General features: G+C 40.6%; 16 protein-coding genes. 3 read left to right on the plus strand and 13 right to left on the minus strand.

From position 1 onward, the window contains the following. Positions 1-1,200, plus strand: coding sequence for an aspartate aminotransferase family protein (locus tag HMPREF2086_RS02170; protein ID WP_034560738.1), 1,200 nt, complete (start codon positions 1-3; stop codon positions 1,198-1,200). Positions 1,201-1,547: 347 nt separating this feature from the next. After that, on the plus strand, positions 1,548-2,330 hold the full coding sequence (locus HMPREF2086_RS10605) for an outer membrane beta-barrel protein (RefSeq protein WP_023927098.1): 783 nt from the start codon (positions 1,548-1,550) through the stop codon (positions 2,328-2,330). A gap of 176 nt (positions 2,331-2,506) precedes the next feature. Here the strand turns inward: HMPREF2086_RS10605 and HMPREF2086_RS02180 are convergent, their stop codons facing one another. The 13 genes from HMPREF2086_RS02180 to HMPREF2086_RS02245 all read right to left on the minus strand — a co-directional run bounded on the left by HMPREF2086_RS02180 (position 2,507) and on the right by HMPREF2086_RS02245 (position 17,883). Next, entirely contained in the window at positions 2,507-4,840 is a 2,334-nt protein-coding gene (locus HMPREF2086_RS02180) for an autotransporter outer membrane beta-barrel domain-containing protein (protein ID WP_023927099.1), read from the minus strand. A 38-nt stretch (positions 4,841-4,878) separates the two neighbouring features. Further along, positions 4,879-5,361, minus strand: coding sequence for a preQ(1) synthase (gene queF, locus HMPREF2086_RS02185; RefSeq protein ID WP_023927100.1), 483 nt, complete (start codon positions 5,359-5,361; stop codon positions 4,879-4,881). 309 nt (positions 5,362-5,670) lie between these two features. Further along, the gene (locus tag HMPREF2086_RS02190; RefSeq protein ID WP_023927101.1) at positions 5,671-6,573 is read right to left on the minus strand and encodes an outer membrane beta-barrel protein; all 903 of its coding nucleotides are present in this window, start codon (positions 6,571-6,573) and stop codon (positions 5,671-5,673) included. Between the two features lie 291 nt (positions 6,574-6,864). Next, positions 6,865-7,101 carry a hypothetical protein gene (locus HMPREF2086_RS02195; RefSeq protein ID WP_023927102.1) on the minus strand — a complete coding sequence of 79 codons (237 nt, stop codon included), beginning with the start codon at positions 7,099-7,101 and terminating at the stop codon, positions 6,865-6,867. Then, positions 7,088-7,465 (minus strand): flagellar export chaperone FliS, encoded by a 378-nt coding sequence (gene fliS, locus HMPREF2086_RS02200; RefSeq protein WP_023927103.1) that lies wholly within the window; start codon positions 7,463-7,465, stop codon positions 7,088-7,090. Before fliS ends, HMPREF2086_RS02195 begins: the two co-directional genes overlap by 14 nt. 33 nt (positions 7,466-7,498) lie before the next feature. Continuing rightward, entirely contained in the window at positions 7,499-9,526 is a 2,028-nt protein-coding gene (gene fliD, locus HMPREF2086_RS02205; RefSeq protein ID WP_023927104.1) for a flagellar filament capping protein FliD, read from the minus strand. Positions 9,527-10,171: 645 nt separating this feature from the next. Continuing rightward, positions 10,172-10,570 carry a flagellar protein FlaG gene (locus HMPREF2086_RS02215; protein ID WP_023927105.1) on the minus strand — a complete coding sequence of 133 codons (399 nt, stop codon included), beginning with the start codon at positions 10,568-10,570 and terminating at the stop codon, positions 10,172-10,174. A 76-nt stretch (positions 10,571-10,646) separates the two neighbouring features. Continuing rightward, positions 10,647-12,041: a murein hydrolase activator EnvC family protein gene (locus HMPREF2086_RS02220; RefSeq protein WP_023927106.1), complete on the minus strand. Its 1,395-nt coding sequence runs from the start codon at positions 12,039-12,041 to the stop codon at positions 10,647-10,649. Further along, positions 12,041-12,850 carry a cell division FtsX domain-containing protein gene (locus HMPREF2086_RS02225; RefSeq protein ID WP_023927107.1) on the minus strand — a complete coding sequence of 270 codons (810 nt, stop codon included), beginning with the start codon at positions 12,848-12,850 and terminating at the stop codon, positions 12,041-12,043. The genes HMPREF2086_RS02220 and HMPREF2086_RS02225 overlap by 1 nt, the downstream gene beginning before the upstream one ends. Further along, complete coding sequence (locus HMPREF2086_RS02230; RefSeq protein WP_023927108.1) at positions 12,837-13,511, minus strand: cell division ATP-binding protein FtsE; 675 nt, start codon at positions 13,509-13,511, stop codon at positions 12,837-12,839. The genes HMPREF2086_RS02225 and HMPREF2086_RS02230 overlap by 14 nt, the downstream gene beginning before the upstream one ends. Next, entirely contained in the window at positions 13,508-15,205 is a 1,698-nt protein-coding gene (gene trmB, locus HMPREF2086_RS10610; protein ID WP_023927109.1) for a tRNA (guanosine(46)-N7)-methyltransferase TrmB, read from the minus strand. The genes HMPREF2086_RS02230 and trmB overlap by 4 nt, the downstream gene beginning before the upstream one ends. A gap of 16 nt (positions 15,206-15,221) precedes the next feature. Then, positions 15,222-16,655 (minus strand): fibronectin type III domain-containing protein, encoded by a 1,434-nt coding sequence (locus HMPREF2086_RS02240; protein ID WP_051397592.1) that lies wholly within the window; start codon positions 16,653-16,655, stop codon positions 15,222-15,224. Continuing rightward, on the minus strand, positions 16,576-17,883 hold the full coding sequence (locus tag HMPREF2086_RS02245; RefSeq protein WP_023927111.1) for an RluA family pseudouridine synthase: 1,308 nt from the start codon (positions 17,881-17,883) through the stop codon (positions 16,576-16,578). Before HMPREF2086_RS02245 ends, HMPREF2086_RS02240 begins: the two co-directional genes overlap by 80 nt. 175 nt (positions 17,884-18,058) lie before the next feature. Here HMPREF2086_RS02245 and HMPREF2086_RS02250 point away from each other — a divergent pair, with 175 nt between their 5' ends. Further along, on the plus strand, positions 18,059-18,847 hold the full coding sequence (locus tag HMPREF2086_RS02250) for an ABC transporter ATP-binding protein (protein ID WP_023927112.1): 789 nt from the start codon (positions 18,059-18,061) through the stop codon (positions 18,845-18,847). The last annotated feature ends 13 nt before the right edge of the window (positions 18,848-18,860 follow it).

The raw sequence follows: 18,860 nt of genomic DNA on the forward strand, positions 1-18,860 counted from the left end.
ATCTCTCAAGCCCAAAAAAGTGCTATTTTGCCCATATACTCGCGACAAGAAGTTGTGTTTTGCTATGGTAAGGGCGTGTATCTCTATGATACGCAAGGAAAAAAGTATCTAGACTTTGGTGCAGGCATAGCGGTAAATGCACTAGGATACGCGCACAAAGACTTCACAAATGCTCTAAAAAAGCAAGCCCAAAAATTACTACACATTTCCAATCTCTACTACAACACCTCTGCGATAAAAGCTGCAAATAAGCTAGCAAAAGCCTCAAACCTATCAAAAGTGTTTTTTACAAATAGTGGTGCAGAAGCCATAGAAGGTGCGCTAAAAGTGGCAAAAAAATACGCTTATAACAAAGGCATATCCCACCCCAAAATCATCGCTTTTAAAAACTCCTTTCACGGACGCACTTTGGGTGCGCTATCTGTTACAGGAAATGAGAGTTATCAAAAGCCCTTCAAGCCTTTGCTAGATTGGGTAGAGTTCGCTGAATTTAACGACATAAAAAGTGTAGAAAAAATCATCGCTAAACAGGATTTAAAAAAAGATTCCAAAGTATGCGCAATAATCCTAGAGCCCGTGCAAGGCGAGAGTGGAATCCTCCCTGCCAAAGCGAAGTTTTTGCGTGAGTTGCGACATATTTGCAAGGGCAAAGATATATTGCTTATCCTTGATGAAATCCAATGTGGTATGGCAAGAAGTGGCACTATGTTTGCCTACCAGCAATACGGCATAATGCCAGATATTCTTACCACTGCAAAAGCACTAGGCTGTGGTGTGCCTGTGGGGGCGTTTGTCCTAAGCGAAAAAGTCGCGCAAAATTCGCTTACAAAAGGCGAGCACGGAAGCACTTATGGGGGCAATCCTTTTGCTTGCGCGGCGGTTTGCAAGGTGTTTGATATTTTTGAGAAAGAGGGGATTTTGGAGCGGGTAAATCAAAACGCAGTGCTACTAAAAGACGCGCTAGAATCGCTAAAATTTGACTTCATAAAAGAAGTGCGAAGTGTCGGGCTACTCGCAGGTATGGAGCTAGATGAAAGCGTGAAAATAAGCCAAGTGATAGAATCCGCTCGCAAAAAAGGGCTAATCATCTTGCCCGCAGGCAAAAACACCCTGCGCTTTGCCCCACCGCTAATCATCAAGCCAAAGCATATCAAGCAAATGCAAAAAATCCTAGAATCCGCCCTAAAGGAATTTGCTTAAATTTGCATAAACTTACCTAAAGTCTTTTGGCACAAAATCTAATCGTGCCAAAATCTAAAAAACTTGCTTAAAATCCAAAAATCACGCTAAAAAAAAACGGCTAAAAAATTACAAAAGACTATCCACGCAAAACTATCTAGCAGGACTATAAAATGCACAAATGTCATAAATAAAAAGCGCGTGGCATTTATCAAAAATAATGAAAATATACATAATAATAAACTAAAAAATGGCTATAATAGATTTTATTTCACTAAAATCTTGTCTCAAGGATAGGGCTATGAAAATCCAAAAATTACCCCCAAAATCTCTCACCCCCCCCCCCTCTAAGCCTTTCTAATATAAAAATGCCAAATACAAAAATACCAAAATCTTTATTTGCACTTTTTCAGAGTGTCTTTTGTGCTCCAAAGTCTTGGACAAAATCTGCTATTAAGTTTTTTGATAGAATTTGTGCTCTAGCTTTTGCTTCTTTCGTATTTTGTGGCACTGCTTGCCTTGCTGAAGTAAGTGGTGGGTTTGTCGGAGCGTATTACGGTTATGGCGAGTTTAGGCAAGTATCTAGTGGCACTTTTGGCTTGGGTGGTGTGCCTATCGCCACAGGAGCGACAACGATAAAGGCTGATAGCTTTAGCACGGGGGTTAGCTTAGGCTACAAGCATTTTTTCAATCCTTATTTGGGGCTACGACTTTATGGAGAGATTAGCGTATATGTGCCAGAGTTTAGGTTTGAGGGAGAGGTAGAGGACACTACGCTTATAAATTATGGAGCAAATTTAGATTTGCTAGTGAATTTTATCGCAAAGCCAGAGATAGATTTTGGGATTTTCGTAGGTGGTGGTGTGGGGGCAAATACTTATGTAGCTAAGGAAATAGAGCAGCTTAAAAAAGATATTAGAGAGTATGGCTTGGGATTTAGGGTAAATGATACAAGGCTTGATGTCGCACTAAATGCGGGCGTGCGATTTCACTTCGCTAGGAGGCACGGCATAGAGCTAGGTAGCAGAGTGCCTTTCTACCCCGCTGTGGTGCTAAATGAGAATCTTTATGAAGCAGGTGCGAGTATAAATCTAAAGATTGAATATGTGCATATATACAATGTCTTTGTGCGATATACTTTTAGGTTTTAGTAGATTTTATGGAATCTAGCTTCTTAAGCGCGATTAAGTCGCTTTGTGAAAAAACTTCGCTTGCAAATTTTTGTAAAAAATATCGCAAAAATTCCACACAAAATCTTGCAAAATTCTTGCAAACTTTTGCACAACTTCACACAAACAAAGCAAAAAACTAAATCAAACCCACCAAACTAAAATCTATACCCAACCGTGGCATTTGCGCCATAGAAGTATAGGCTTTGCCCAAGTGTTTTAGATATGCTTTGCGTGCTGATTAGTGATTGGATAGAGGCTTCTACGCCTAGAGTTACGCCATTTGTGAAGTCTTTTTGGAAGCCAAGTGCCCCTCTTACCTTGTGGCTATGAGGTGTGCCAAAGCTAATAAAATCCCCACTAGGATATGCAAAATCTATGGATTTTTGGGAGCTAAAGGCTAGGTATTCATACTCGATTTTGCCTAGCAAAACTCCTTTTTTGGATTCTGCTGTATTTGCAGTGCGCTCTCCACCAAATGCCCTTTCTCTTAAGCGTAGTTGCGCTTCTAGTCCCACGATAAGCCCTAAATGATAGGCTTTGTAGCCCTGTGTCTTTAGCGCGATAGAGGTGCTTTGTGGCGTGTTTGATTGCTCACTAGATTCTGCAAAGCTAGGGAGTATATTGACACTTTGATGAAGTCCAAGATATGGAGTGGCTATGAAGTTTGATAGACGCACTACCTCATAGCCCACACTAGAATCTAGCGCGACTTGATAGAGGCTTAGACTAGATTTTAGGCTAGGATTTCCCCACAGAAGTGTGGTATCTACTTCTCTACTTGAGTCTATAAATGTCATAAATCCACCAAGCCCTACTTTTAGCCCAAATCTGCTATCTCTAGTGAGTGGTGTGAAAAATATCGCCTCTGCTCCTGCGGTGTGAGAAGTAAGGCTTGAGCCGTAAGAAAGAAGCGTGCTTGTGGCATTATCTTTTATCGCGCTATAAATGTATCCTGCCTCTATCTCAAGTGAAGAGCTGCCAAAATAGCTTGCAAAGTCTTTTGCATACCCAAGTCTAACTCCTCCTCCTCCTCCAGATATTTTGCTACTAGATTGCAAAATCCCTCCTATGAAGCCTATTTCTAGCGAGTTTGTTTTGATTTTGCTTGTGTGGCTTGTGTAGGATATGGGATAGGATAGGTTTGATTTTAGTATGCTTATAAGGCTAAATGGTGCGGATAGGAGCGTGAATGCGCTTTGGTTTAGCAAATCCGCGCTTTGAGTTAGGCGAGGTGAAGTCGCGCCATTTGTAGTGTAGATTTGACTTCCTAGTGCGTTTAGGGTGGATTTTTGGTTTGGCTCTAGCGAGGAAGTGAAGCTAGCGATTTTGGCTGTGTCTAGATTTACGGTTAGGGTTTTATTTTGGTTTTGCAGGCTTGAAGTGGCAAATTCTGTATTGCCATTGATAAGAGAGATATTGCTCCCTGTTTTAAGAGTGCCTGTGATAAACTGATGAGTTCCTCCGCTTGCGCCTTGTGCGTCAATGATGATTTGTCCAGAGTTGGTTACATTTCCTTGAATTTTACCCATCACTCCATTTAGCGCACCGATTGTAAGCGTGCTACCTGATTTGTTTTGCACTCCACCTGTGGCACTCAAAGTCCCACCGTAGATTCCTATACTAGAACTTTGCCCATCTTTTGGCTCGCTTATAAGCTGTCCTGTGATAGTGATTGTTCCGCCATAATTTGTGATATTGCCACCACCGCAACCGCTGACTTGACACACTATATTTGAATTTTCTTGTCCGCCATTATATACGCTACCACCGATTGTAATCGTTCCGCCATTATTTGTGATATTTGCCACACTTGAGGGACTAGCACCAGCTAATGCAACTTTTTGCCCTATGTTGTATATACTTGTATTGCGTATGGATATATCGCCACCATTATTGGTAATGCTACCATAATTTCGTGCACTACTTGCCGTAATTGAAATCGTGGCGTTTTGCGCACTCATACTTCCACGATTTGTAAAGCCTTTGCCCTCAATGCTAAGATTTCCACCATTTGTAACGCGTATATTTGTATTAAAAAGCGTAGCAAAATCGCCATTTTTAAAACTAAGCGAGCCACTATTGATAGTTAGCGAATTTCCAAGATTGAATGATTCAAATCCTTGCATAATGAGATTTGAATGTGGATTGATAGTCATTGTGCCTATAAAAAATGGCTTGTCTTTGCGTTGACTTGCGGGATTTGGTGGTAATGTTGCATTAAGCGTTAGCGTGGAATCTGTATCGCCATTTGTAGAATATGTAAAACTATATGAATAATCGCCAAAGACACATTCCCAATAACTACTGCAATTCATTACTGCATTATGCGTTTGCGATTCGCCACCATTTAGCGTAATAGAGCTAGGCAGTCTGCCTATATAATCAAACGCGTAAACACTGCTTCCCCCCCCCCCAACAAAAAAGGTATAAAACCACAAAGATATTAGCGCATTTTTGGCAAAGGCTAGGTGGGTTTTTGTAGGTATCATAGTGCTTCACGCTATATGCTTCCATAAATCTATGTTTTTTAAAATTTAGGCTTTTTGGGGACTACCAAATCACTGCGAACTTCAATAGTGGTGTGGACATTTCCGCGTGGATTAAATTCTGCGGTGAGCTTTATCCACTTGGGTTTTAGCTTGGATTTTAGTGTGGAGTAGATTTCGTTTATGCTTGCTTCGTGGCTTATGTGGCGCGACATAAAGGAGTTTATGTAGAGTTTGATAGCTTTTAGCTCTACAAGCCATTTATCAGGGATATACTCTAGTCGCAAAGTAGCAAAATCAGGGTAGCCACTGCGCGGGCAAAGGCAACAAAATTCTGGCAAAGTGATTTTGATAATATAGTCGTTTGGTGCGGTGTTTTGCCATAGCTCTAAGTCTTTTTGCACGGTAAAATTTTGGATTTGCTTCTCTCCGTATCGATTTGACTGCTTGGTGGATTTTGCATTTTTGATTGGGGATTTGTTTGTGGGTTTGTTTTGAGTTTTGCTTGGATTTTTGGGTGGCATTTGATTTCCTTAAGTCTTGTGAGTTTGCTTTGTGGGTATTTGCCTTTTGTGAGTGTTTATTTTGCAAGTATTTTGTGCTTTTTGTAAGGTGGGTTTATTTTGGGAATTATAGCACGCGTGATGAAATATTTGATTTGTCAAAAGCGATTTTCGTGCATAGATTTTGCTAGATTTGGGAGGCAAGGGTAGTGCTAGAGGATTTTAGCGATTGCACCATAGTGCTACACTTTTGGCACTACACTTTGTGCGTTTTGCGGATATTGCGGATATTTGGGTGTATTTGTGCAAAAAGCAAGTGGTAAGGCAAATCTAAAATCTAACAATCAGCCTTGCATTTAGCGTGTAGTTTTGCTGTCGTTTGGCATTTGCAGAAATACTAAATCCATCTTGATTGACGCCGAAAAAATTATCAAACACGACAGCAGAATGCACAGACTTGATGAAAGGGAGCTGCCCAGCAAACTCAAAACCAAATCGCCCCATATCCACTCGTAATCCTGCGTTTAGTGCAAGGTTTACATTGCCTATACCAAAATCCTTACTTGGCGTGCCAGAGAGGTTTAGCAGTCCTGTGTATAGCCCTGCAAACACACCAAATCTGTATGATTTCTCATTTTTTTGGGTGGCGATTAAGTTGGCTAGTATATCAAGTCCTATGCCGTGTCTAGCCCATATCGTTTGGGCTGGATTGGTGGGGAATTTGCTATGAGAAATGTTTATATCGCCATAATACCTTAGCCCCACATACTTGCCAAAAAAGTGGCTACCACCTAGCATAAGCCCGTAATTAAGCCCGCTAGCTTTTTTTGTGGGGTTTTGAGTGCCGTCTACTTTTTCTTGCATTTGGGATTGAAGCCCACCTACTTCAAGCCCTAAGAAAAAGTTGTTTTTTGATAGATTTCTGCGTGTTTGTTTTGCTTGTATTTTGGCTTGCTTTTTTTCTTGCTTTTGGGCGTATTTTTGAGATTTTGTTAGATTTTTGGTGGTTTGTTTATCTGTTTGCTCATCTGCAGAGGCTCTATTTGCACTTTGCATTTTTAGGGCTTCTATTTCTTTTTGGAGTTGCAAGATTTGCAAATCTTTTTCTTGCGCTTCTGTCTGAGAAGCGGCTGAAGTGTTGCCTTGTGCTAATGCTAGGCTAGATGATAAAATCACTGTGCTTATTGTTGCACCTATCGTTGTTTTTATCAAGGTAGTAGAAAGGCATTTCATAATGTGTCCTTTTAATTTTTGATTTTGCTTATTGTATGGTTGGGGGGCAGGTTTGATTGGAATGTCTTGCGTAAAAACACTAAAAACACATAATTGTAGCGCGTTTTTTTTTTTTTTTTGTTAAACAAGGTGTGGGTTTTGTGTTTTTGGTGCTTTTATTGATTTGAGTAGTTTGGCGATGATTTGCTAAAACGGTTAAGAAATAGCACAATCCAAAGCAGAATCAAAAAAAGTATAAAATCTTGGCGAGATAAAAAGAGTGGATAAACGCAAAAAAGATGAAAAATCGTGCTAGTGGGATTCTAGGAATTTTTTGGCAGCTTTTATGTGGAGGATTTGGGATTTGACTTGGTTTTGTTGAGATTCTAGCATTGTTATGATTTGGGCTAGAATCTCTTTTGTCTCCTCTAGCTCCTCTAGGCTATATTTTGCTAGCTCTTCTTGGCTAGGGAGATTATCTACCGCTATGCCTGCTTTGGCAGAGTCTTTGGAGATAAGCGCGATTTTTAGCTCATTAAGCCAATTCATTTGGGTGGATTTCCCTCCACGCTTCAAGTAGTCCTTTTACGACATTTACGACAATGTCTACTTTTTCGGGGTTGTTTTCGACATTGGCTTGGGTTAGGAGTTTGATTTGATGAGTGTATAGCCCTGTGAGATAGACTGCTACTTCGCCTCCGCGCTCATAGTCAAGCACATTTAGTAGCTCTGTGAAAATATCAGTTACGCGGTTTATGTAGTAGATTTTTTTCTCAATGTCGCCATTTTCCATATTTACTTTGATTTGTCCAGCGAAGCGCAAGATTCCCTCATAGAGCATTTCTATGAGCTTAGCAGGGGATTCCACAGAGATTTCGTTTTGTTGGTAGAGGGCGTAGGCGTTACTTCTCATTTGAGTGTCCTTTAGATTCTAAATTCTACAAAGCTATTTTCTAGCGATAGATTGGTCTATCATCATTTGCACCGAGCCAAAAGCGTTTTTTGTCTTTGCTATTTGACTATCATAGGCAGCAAACCGACTTGCCATCGCTTCATACTTGCTATCAAGTAGCTCATTTGCACTTTTTTTGTCTTTTTGCAATTTTTTTGCATCGCGCTCTAGTGATGAGCTGTATGATTCAAGCCTTGAATTACTACCATCGACTAAATCCCCCAAAAATTTATCGATTTTGACAAAAACTCCGTCAATATGGACATCTTCGCCTTTGTAGTTTTTTTTCTCATAGCCGTAGAAAAACTCCTCTGTTTCTTGCGGCTGGCTTGACACTTGGGATTTTAGAGTGGATTCATCTAGGAGCATTACGCCTTTGTCATTTAGCGAGATTCCATAGTTCATCAAACTTCGTAGCTTGGAGTTTACTAACTCCGAGTAGGAAATCTCTCTATTTAGCGCGGTGCGGATAGAGCGAATGTCGCTTACGCCATTAAAAATCCCTGCGATTTTGCTATCCTCATCAAAGCGAGTGCTTTCATCTAGCTTTGGCACAAGCTCATTATAGGCTTTGACAAAGTCTTTTACTTGCTCGATGATAGCTTCATCATCGCGCCCTATGCTGATAATAGCTGGCTTGCCCTCTTCGGTGGTGGATTTTAGGGTGAGAGAAACACCATTTATGACATCATTTATCTCATTGCTTGGCCGAGATACTCGCGCTCCGTTGTAGGAGATTTCCGCGTCTTGTGCTTTTTGGACATTTCTCACTTTGAAAAGCGACTCTTGCAGTTTGGAGTAGTTTTGTATCGTCCCTGCACGCAATCCCGTATCCTCTAATGCTTGCTTATCTGCTGGGGTGTTTGTGCTGATTTTGATTTCGCCTACTTCGGAGTATAGCTCTAGATGTCCTTGTCCATCGGTTTTAGCGTGCATTCCTGCGATATTTTCTATCGCTTCGGCAATGATTTTGGCATTTTGCTCGCTAGTGTTTTTTTCTTTTGTCATTTTTGCCAAATCAAGCGGAACCGTGCCTATGGTAATCGTGCCACTTAGCTTGCCCGCTTTTACGGCGTTGCTTGCTTGGTATATGGGGTCATCGCCTGTTTTTGTTTGTCTAAACCCTAGCTCGCGTGCTTTTGTCCCCTCGACTTCTATCTCATTGCCACGCAAGTCATTGATGATAAGTCCCTTGCCGTCTTTGTCAAGCCCTATGTGGATTTGGCTATCTAGCAAATCTTTTAGCTCACTATTTTGTGCGATTGCTTCTTTTATCGCCTCTTTTAGCGCGAGGGTAGAATCCCCCAAGCCGTCAGTCTTTAGCTTCACGCTTACAGATTGGGTTTCTCCTTTTTTGTCCTTTAGCTTTAGTGTCAAATCCCCATCTTGCAAATCAAGGACATTGCTAGAAATGTTTTCGGTGCGGAGGATAGAGCCAAAGTAGATTCTGCTTTCATCGCCCATTCCTTTGGAATTCATCATTAGTTGATATGGCTTAGAGCCACCTGTTTTCATCACTGTGCCGATGACTTCGCCATTTGTCTCATCAGTGATTGCTTGGGCTACATCGCCTACTGACATACCGCTTACTATGTCGATAGTGTAGGTTCTGCCTTTGGTGTAGAAGCTTAGTTTGACATCGCTATCGCTAAATACGCTATCTCGGCTTTCAAATTTCCCACCTACTTCGTTTATGTCGCCTTGTGCGAGGCTATGGACATCGATTTTTATGTCTTGTGGTGGGACACCGCTTGATACGCTTGCTTTTATGGCGTCATTGTTGATTTCTGTGCTTCGCCCTAGATAGCTTGAGTAGTCGCCTAGTGTCCTAGCAGGAGCGCGGAGCGCGGATATGAGGGTTTGGATTTCAGTTAGGGTTTTTTGCTTTTCGACATTTTCTTCCATTTTGCGCTCTATGGGCTTTACCATAGCTTTTTCATCAGCTTCTCTTAGCTTATCAATGACTTCATAGCTCAAAATCCCGCTTCCAGCACCCAGAGAGTTTATTTTGCCGATTGCCATTTTAGCTCCTTATCGTTCTTTTGTGGGTATTGTGTTTGGCTTTTGGTTGGTGGCTACTTGCGTTTGCTTTATTTGTAGCTACCAAAACCGTTGCAAAACTGTCGCAAAACACTGCAAAATCACTGCGTTTCCAAGCAAAATCTACGCCAAGTTTGCGCTTCGCGCTTCTGCTTGTGATACTACTTGCGCATTTTGTAGTTGCACTTCCGCACTTCTACATTTTTTCTGGCGAAGTTTTGCCTCTAGCGAAGTTTTGCAAAATTTATTTTTTGTGTATGAGCTATTATCGACTTATTGCAGGATTGTTTTTAGTTTTGTGTGCTAGATTGTGGTTTGGGGGCTAAGATAGTAGCGCAAAATGGGCTAAAATAGAGAGCTAAAAGCAATCAATAAAAATCAAGCAGGAATTTTTGGAGTATTTTAAAATGTATGTGTGGTATTAGAAATCGTGCAAGAATCAAAAATTAAGGGAATTTTAGTGGTGTTGCAAAGAATCATAGAAGAATCAAAAAGCTAGATTTTAATAAGGATTTGTAAAATCTAGCTTTGATTTTTGTAAAAGATTCATATCTATCTTAGTCTGTGAATATGTTTTACTAGCTATTTGTCCCGCTAGCTATTTGCCTTGCTAGAAAATAGCTCTTGCTAGCTTGTTTTATCAAAGATAAGTCCTAGCGTTTCATTCATTTTGCGTGCAAGCTCTATGGCATCTCTGCTAGGGATTTCGCGGATAATCTTGCCACTATTTGGTTCTTTTACCGTTACTACAAGCCCTCGAATATCCTCGCTGTAACTGAAATTTATATCCGTGCCAATATCACGCATTTTTTTATTCATTTCTTTGCTAAGATTGACTAAATCTTGTTTGGTTTGCGCCGAATCTTGCTCTTGTGTGGCTTTGCGTTTTTCATCTTGCGTTGCGTTTGAAGCGCGTAGATTTGAAGCTCGCACGGTATCCATTCCTCGTGCTTCTCCTGCAGAACTAGCCATATTATAAAGAGTGTCTCTAATAGTAGAGACTTGCGCTGTATTAACCTCTGCCATAATGACCTCCTTGTGATTTTGGTTAGGTTGAACACCAAATATCGACTATTTATAAAAAATTTTTATTTGCTTTTGTTTATTTGCTTTTTGAGATGACTTCTAGTGGGTCAATATGCTTATCCTTTTGGGTTATTTCTAGTCCTAGTCGTTGGGATACTCTGCCTATGGTGTAGCCTTTTTTTACGATAAATCCGGGCTTGACTGTCGGGGCGATTTTGTCAAGCTGGGAATATATGGTAAATATTTCATTGCCGTGCTCAATAACCACGACTTTTTTTAGCATAGAAGAGACTTCTTTGGCAAAGACTACTTTCCCTTCAAAGATATTTTGCACCACAGCATTTGGCACTTTTGATATGAGTGTTATGGATTGGTTGAATACTTTTAGATTATAGACAGGGTCGTTATATTGCCCGAAAGTTTGCTCTACGGTGTAATACTCTAGTGGCGAGATAGTTTTTGGTCCCGTGTATTTCATCACAGGGACATCTTTGTAGCTATTTGCCACTTGCAAGATTTTGGGTGCTTCTTTTGTAGGTGGCGCAGGGGTTTGCGCTTGTGGGGTAGTGGCTTGCTGGGATTTTGCTTGCTTTTCTCTCTCTAGTCGTTCTTTTTCTTGCCTCTCTTTTTCGGCAGCAATGGCTTTTTGTCGTTCTTTTTCGATTTCTTTTTGGGTTTTGGCTTTTATTATGTTTAGCTCTTGGAGGATATTATCAAGCCCATCTCTTTCTTTGCTGATTTGGAGTAGTCTTTCGTTGTAATCATTTAGCTCGGCTTGAAGTTTTTCATTTAGTAGATTTTGCTCATTTATCATTCTTTGGAGTTGTTCTTTGCGATTTTGCTGCGTGCCGATTAGATGAGTGATTTCATCGATATTTTTGGTAATTGAGCCGATTTGCTCGGCGATTTTGCCTTGCTTTTCGCTTAAGCCTACGATTTTTTCTTTTGTCTGCTTAGTGAGAATCTCAAAAATATCCTCAAGTATGACATCATCTGGAGAAATCACGCTTTGTTTGTCAAGCACAAGCTGAAATGTCAAGTCTTTTATGATTAGGTTTGCGATATAAAATTGGATTTTTGATTTTTCTTCTTCGAGTGTTCTTAGAGCTTTTCGTAAGCCATCTAGTCGTCTTTCTTGGGTTTGGTTTTGGCTTTGATTTTGGGTTATGTTTTTTTGGATAAATGTGATTTGTTCGCGTAGTTTTGTGATTTGTCGTTTGCGCTCGTTTATGGTGTTGCCAAGAGTGGTTAGACGATTTGAGATTTTGCGCTCTTCTTGGGCTTTTTGCTGAAGTTTTGCTTTGTTGTCTTGTATGTCTTTTTCAATGTCTTTTATGCTTTTTGTGTTTGCGCTAAGTGGGCTTAGTCCCACTAGCAAAGCGCACGCGCCAAGTGAAAGAAGCACACTGCCAAATGCGCTAGATACGATTTGCAATCGCTTTGGCTTGTGCGCTAGGCTAGATTTTGCCATTATGCACGCCTTTGGAGTAGTATCGCCACGATTACGGAGGAAAGGCACACAAGCAGTGAAGTAAATAGCAAAATCATAAAATCAATCGCAAATCTAAACATTTCTTTTTGTAGCTCTAGTGCTTGGACGATACTTTCTGCCATAGAGGTGTTTGCGCCATACAAAAACACAATGATAATCACACAAGTAGAGATAAGCGCGTCATAGATAGCATTTCTAAAGAAAAAGCGGTTTTTTAGCCAAAATCCCGCACCCATATAGCCCATAATCTCTATGCGTCTATGATGCTCAAAATGCCAAATGCGAATCTGGTCTATCATCAGTAGTAGGCTTAGTATCGCTATAAGCACTGCAAAAAGCTGTGTGCTAAACTTGACTAGAAATAGCAAGCGATAGGTTTGGTTGTGTGTCTTGCTGAAAGATTCTGCTTTGATTATGCTTGGAATCTTTGCAAGGGTGGATTCGATTTTTTCTAGTCGCTTGAGGTTGGGGAAAGACTCTAGCTTAAGGTTGTAGTATAGGGATAGTTGTTTTTTGACATTTTCGTAGTCTTCGTTGTTCATATTGGTGCGGATTTTATCTAGCACAAAACTTGGGTCGATAGGCTCTATTGACATAGCTTCAGGGATATTTTGCTTGATAAAATCCAAACTTAGCTTTTGCTTGCTTGCGATGACTATGGAGTAGTTTTGAGAGAGTTTGTCCTCTTTTGTCTCCACAGCACGAGAGACAATCAAAAAGCACTCAAATGCAAAAAGTAGTGCCACCAAAGGTAGAATCAAAAAGAAATGTTGCTTAATGTTGCTCATAGATTGCATTCCTTTCTCCATCGATTATCAAATGACGATAGTTGATATTTATCCGCACAGGCACGCGGTGAGTAACCACCATAATTGTCATCTCTAATTGCTCATTTGCGCTCTTTAGCAAGCTCCAAATCATATCGCTTGAGAAGTCATCAAGATTGCCTGTGGGTTCATCGGCAAGAATAAGGCTAGGGCGATGTGCAATAGCGCGAGCCATAGCTACTCTTTGCTGCTCGCCACCGCTTAGCTCTAGGGGGCATTTGTTTGCTTTGTGAAGCAGTCCTATGTGGGTTAGGAGTTTTTCTGTTTGGGTGTGGATAGCGTCTTTTTTGTAGCCATTTATGTGCATAGGTAGAGCGATATTTTTCTCCACGCTCCATTCTTCGATTAGCTTGTAGTCTTGAAACACAATTCCTATGCGCTGTCGCAAGCGAGCGATTGCGCGTTGATTGTGCTTGGATAGGTTTATATCAAGCACAGATAGATTTCCGCCCATAGCTAGTAGTCCACCATAAAGCGAGCTAAGAAGCGTGCTTTTGCCACTTCCGCTTGGACCAGAGACAAATACAAAATCTTTGTGGTGGATTTCAAAATTTGCATTTACGATGACAGGCTCTTCGCGCTGATAGCCTAGTGTTAGATTTTCTGCTTTGATTATGCTCATAGTTTCTCCAATAACGCGATAAATCTTTTGTGTGCCTCTGTCGTGGCTTTCGTAGGGAGTGGAGGCTCTTTGAGATAGTAGGAATCTACTTGCTTGTGATACATCTCAAATACGACTACGCAGCTCATAGGCTGGGCAAAATCCCCCATACGCACGATAAAAGCAAGCCTTGCAAAATCTTTGGATTTTTGGCTAGCAAAAATATCGCTGATATGCAAAAATCCATTTGCAAATACCTGCTTATGATTGATTAAGCTACTTAGTTTTGGCTGTTTTGTCAAAATGGATTTTACCAAGTTTTTGTCAAAAAGAAAATGTGATTTTAAAAGAATTGCACGATTTTTGCGCAAAGATTGCACTTTTAGCGTAAAAATATTTTTGTTTTGTCTAAGCCAGCGTGCTTGGTATTTGCTGATGATTTGGCTAGATAGTGCTTGGGTAGAATCTTTTGAGTTAGATTTTTGGCTAGATTTTGGGTTGTATTCTATCGTGGCAGTGGGGTTTGTTTCGCCATTATTAGCAAAATCGTTTTTTTCAAAATCTTGTGGTGTTTGAATGCTAGATTCTATCGTCATTTTCTGTGTCATTTTTCGCGCTATTTTTGTGGTGCTTTGCTTTTTTTTATTTGGTGTGGGTTGTGGATTTTGGAGGTTTTTGGATATGCTAAGTGCGTCTTTGAAGTAGATTTCATCATCAGTTTTTAGCTCCAAAATCCCACCCTTTTTTAGCACGCGAAGTGCTAGGGCTAAAAAATGCTCGCTAAAAACGCGGCGAGAGGGTGAGTCATTCCACGGCACAGGGAAGTGCAAAAATATGCAATTTAGGCTATTTGAGGGCAATATTTCTAAAAGCACCCTTGCATCAAAATGTAAGATAAAAAGATTTTGCAAATTTGAAATGGCGATGTTTTTTAGCACCTGCTCAATAGATGGGGTATGCACCTCAAGTCCTATGAATATGTCATTTGGATTTTGCTTGGCAAGGTGGAGGATATGTCGTCCGCTACCAAAGCCGATTTCTAGGAATATTTTGGGAGATTTTGCGGGGAGTTTGGCAGGAGATTTTGTCGTGGTTTTGGTAGTTGTTTTATCAGGCTTGGATTTGGGCGTGGCAGAATCCAAACTTATCTCAAATGCGCTAAAAACACGCTCTAGTAGCTCCTTTGGCGAGAGCAAAAAAGCTAGGGAGTGATTGCTAGTTGGGTGTGAAGCGTGCGAAGTGTGTGGGCTAGGGTGGTGTAAGTTTAGGTTTTGCAAATTTTGATTGTGTGGATTTGAGTTGCGTAAATTTTGCAGACTTAAATTGTGTGGGTTTAGATTATGTGAGATGACTTCATAGTCTTGGCTTATGACTTCAAGTGCGGTTTTTAGCGTTGCCACAGGTGTGGGGCGCGTGATTTTTAGCCCATTTATCAGCAAATCATTACTCCGCACTATTTCTTGGAGGAAAAATATATTTTTGTCAAATTTTATGGGGATAAGGGCTAGATTTTGGGATTTTAGGCTTTGGAGTTTGGGATAGATTTTTAGATTTTGGGTGTTGGCAAGTGATGCAAGTGGGGTAAGCGAGGTGGTGGCAAGCGATTTGTTTTTAACCGTATCGCTTTGGTTAAGCGTGTTTATTGCACGAAGCAGGGCGCACTCTTGGCTTAAGTTTATTTGGTTTTTGGCTTTTTGTGCGAGAAAATGTGGCATTTATAGTGTGCTTTTGCTACTCTATCATTAGTAGCACTTCTTTGCTTGGGACAGATTCATTGCCATCGCTATCAAGCGATACGACTTGGTAGGTGTATTTTTTGCCTTTTTGCATTTCTTTGTCGGTAAATACATTTTGCGTGGTGTTGCTAAATCGTAGCTGGGTGGATTTTTTGCCATTTTCGCGCCGATAGATTGAGTATGCTTTGACGCGCTCCAAATTTATCACTTCCCACTCAATCACTGCCTTGCCATCTTCTATGGTGGCTTTTAGGATTGTGGGGGAGGGCAGTGGGGGGAGGGTAGAGCCTAGTGTAGCAGATGAGGGGGGATTGCTTGCTACGCCGTCTTTATCAATAGCGATGACTTTGTAGAATCTCTTTAGCCCCTCTTTATTTTGCTTTTCATTTTGGTTTTGTTTGTCGTTTTGCCAAAAGGTTTGATTTTTTTGGAGTTTTTCTACATTTTCGGTGTAGGTGGTTTTGCGCGTTTTTGCGATAGATTTGTAAGGAGTGTCCTCATTGCTTGTGGCATAGATTTCATAGGTTTTTGCTCCCGGGATTGCCTCCCAAGTGAGTGTGATTTCTTTTGCTTTGTCGTTGCTTGCTTGGAGGGTTTCTACCATTGGTGGTTTTGCACGGGTTTTGCCTAGTGCTACTTCGCTAGGGAGGGATTTTATGCTATTTATGTCTTGGGCGATGATACGGTAGGAGTATTGTGCTTCATCATCAAGATTTTCATCAAAATATTCTACAAGCAAGCGATTTTTTACTGTGGCTATGTTTAGGAATTTTCCCTTTGGGCTTTGCCTTTGGATAATGTAGCGCACAATGCTTGGATTTGGGTGAGGACTCCAAATAAGTTTTACTTGCTTTGCGTTGTTTTGGGAAGCGATGACTTTTTCGACAGGGTCGATAAAAGAGGTTTTTATCACAATAGAAGCGGATTTTTTTGAAGTGGCGTTATTGTGTCCTAGAGTTGCGATTTGGAAAGAATACTCCGTCTGTGGCAGGAGGGAATCTAGCACAAAGTGTGTGGCGTTTGGATTTTTTATGGTGGCGATTTTTTTGGTGGTGGAATTTTGGTTGTTTTGGTAAAGCACAAATCCCTTGATATTGGTATTTTCTAGCAGTTCCCACTCAAATGCTATGGAGCTGACATCTGCAATGAAGCGCACTTTGTGAGCGGGGATTGTGGGGAGATTTTCATCGATTTTTTCTTCTTTGTTTAGGAAGCTAAAAGTTTGGGTTTTGTTGGCACAGCCGCTAAGCGATAAAATCAGCAAAAACGCCATAAAAAATAATATTGCAAAGTTTGCTTTCTTGAGATTGCTTGCTGGAGTTTTTGGAGGGTTTTGCATAGAGTGTGAGCTATGTGGTGCTTTTGTGATATGTGGTAGTGTATTCATCGTCAAACAAGCCCAAAATATTGGGGATTTTAATCGCTTCATCAAACTGCCTTTTTCCGAAAATTTTTAGGCAAAATTGTAGCATATCATCAAAAACACTCGCACAAAAAGCGTGGTATTTTTGGGTGTGTGCTAAATCTTTTGCATTTGCAAAATCCACAGAATCTGTGGTGCTAGAATTGATAAGATTTGCAGGCATATATAGCAAGTATGCGTGCAAAAACACGCGCGGGGCAAATGTCTTTGAATGCTCTAAAAGCAATGCCCTAGATTCTTTTTTCATTGACTCTAGGCTAAAGCCATAGGTTGTGTCATAGAGAATGTGGCGATTTAGCTTTTCTAGGTGGGTGCGGATTTGATGAGTGCGCCCTGTGTAGAGCTTGGCAGCTATGAGGGTTATACCATTTGCTTGATTGCTTAGCAGGGGAGCAAATTCACTTTTGGCATAGCGAGCACTTTGGAGTAGATTTTGTGGTGCGTTATGAAAGCTATCTATGTTTGCCATTTTTAGGCGGTTTTTGGGGTGGCGAGCGATTTTGGATTCTATGATTACACGCTCTTTTAGGGGGGAATCTATGAGGGCTAGATAGTATCGCCCGATATTTTTTGCCTTTAGCTCACTGCTTAAAATCGCGTGTGAAGCGTTGTTTTTGGCAATGATGATAGCTCCGCTTGTTTGTTTATCTAGTCTGTGGACTATGCCAGCTCTTTGTTCTCCTGCAAGGTTTGATAGCATTATGTTGTTTTCTTTTAGCCAATCCACAAGGGTTGGCTCTTTTAGGCTTGGTGCGCTATGGACGCACAAAAATGGTGTCTTGCTAAGAATCATAAAATCACTATTTTCATAAATTCGCTCAATGTGAATATTTTGGTGTTGGCTTGATTTTGGGCGTGGCTTTGTGGCACTTGGGTTTGCGGCATTTGAGAGAGTAAAATCAGTGGATTTTGCGCTCTCACCTATGGAATCTATGGTGCTAAAATCTGTGGTAGCACAATCAGGGGTAGAATCTTGCTTTTTTATGTGGATTTTGTCGTTTTCTTTTAGGAGGATTCCCCCTTTTTTGCAGGGTTTATTATTTAGACTGACAAGCCCTTTTTTGATTAGATTTAGGACTTGTGATTTGCTTGTGTTTAGGGATTTTGTGAGGTATTCATCAAGGCGGATTTTATCGCTTTTATCTATTTCATCACTGATTTTATCTTTGTTTTGAGCTATCTTAGTGTGTGTAGTTGCTTTAGAATCTAGCTCATTTTGTAGAAATATTTGCATATTTTTATCCTTAAAAACGCATTTATTAAGTCTTTTTGTTGTTTTAGATTTTGCGCGCATTATAGCAATTTTTGGGGTATTTTTACGCAAAGTCGCTATAATGTCGCCTTTTTGGCAGCGCATATTTTGTAGGATATATTTTGCGCTAATTTCGGCGATATATTTCGGAGAAAAAATGCTACTAAACATACAAAATCTAACGAAATTTTATGGCACAAAACTCGCGCTTGATAGCGTATCTCTAAACTTGCAAGAGGGCAAGATAGTGGGGCTTTTGGGTCCAAATGGCAGTGGAAAAACCACGCTTATAAAAGTGCTTTTGGGGCTGCTAAAGCAATATAGCGGGGAGGTGAAGTTTTGTGATAAGCCAATCGATGATATGGCAAAGGCGCATATTGCGTATTTGCCTGATAAAAACCATATCCCATTGCATTGGAATCTAAAATGGGCTTTTGAGTTTTTTGGTGATTTTTTTGACGATTTTGACTATGAGCGGGCGGGGGATTTGAGTGAAAGGCTAAAGCTAGATACAAAATCTAAGATAAAGACTTTTTCAAAAGGAGGTAGAGAAAAAGTCGCTCTGCTTTTGACACTTGCAAGAAAGGCTAGGCTTTATATATTTGATGAGCCAATAGCAGGAGTAGACCCTGTGGCTCGAGAAGAGGTGTTTTCTCTCATAATGAGGTATTGCAAAAATAGCCAAGATACTTCACTAGAATCTTTGCCAAGTAACCCAAATGAGCCAAATGGCTCAAATGGACATATTAGTGCGAAATCTGGCAAAGACTACAATCCCTCCGTGCTTATTGCTACGCATCTTATCTATGATGTCGAGCAGATTTTAGATGAGGCGATATTTTTGTCTTATGGTAAGGTTTTGGCACACAAGTCTGTGGCTGATTTTACGCGAAATGGGCGTGAAAATCCTATCAATTTAGAGCAGGCTTTTAAAGAGGCTTTTTAGAGTGTTTTAAAAG

The organism is Helicobacter macacae MIT 99-5501 (assembly GCF_000507845.1).
In the GTDB taxonomy this organism is placed as follows: Bacteria; Campylobacterota; Campylobacteria; order Campylobacterales; family Helicobacteraceae; genus Helicobacter_B; species Helicobacter_B macacae.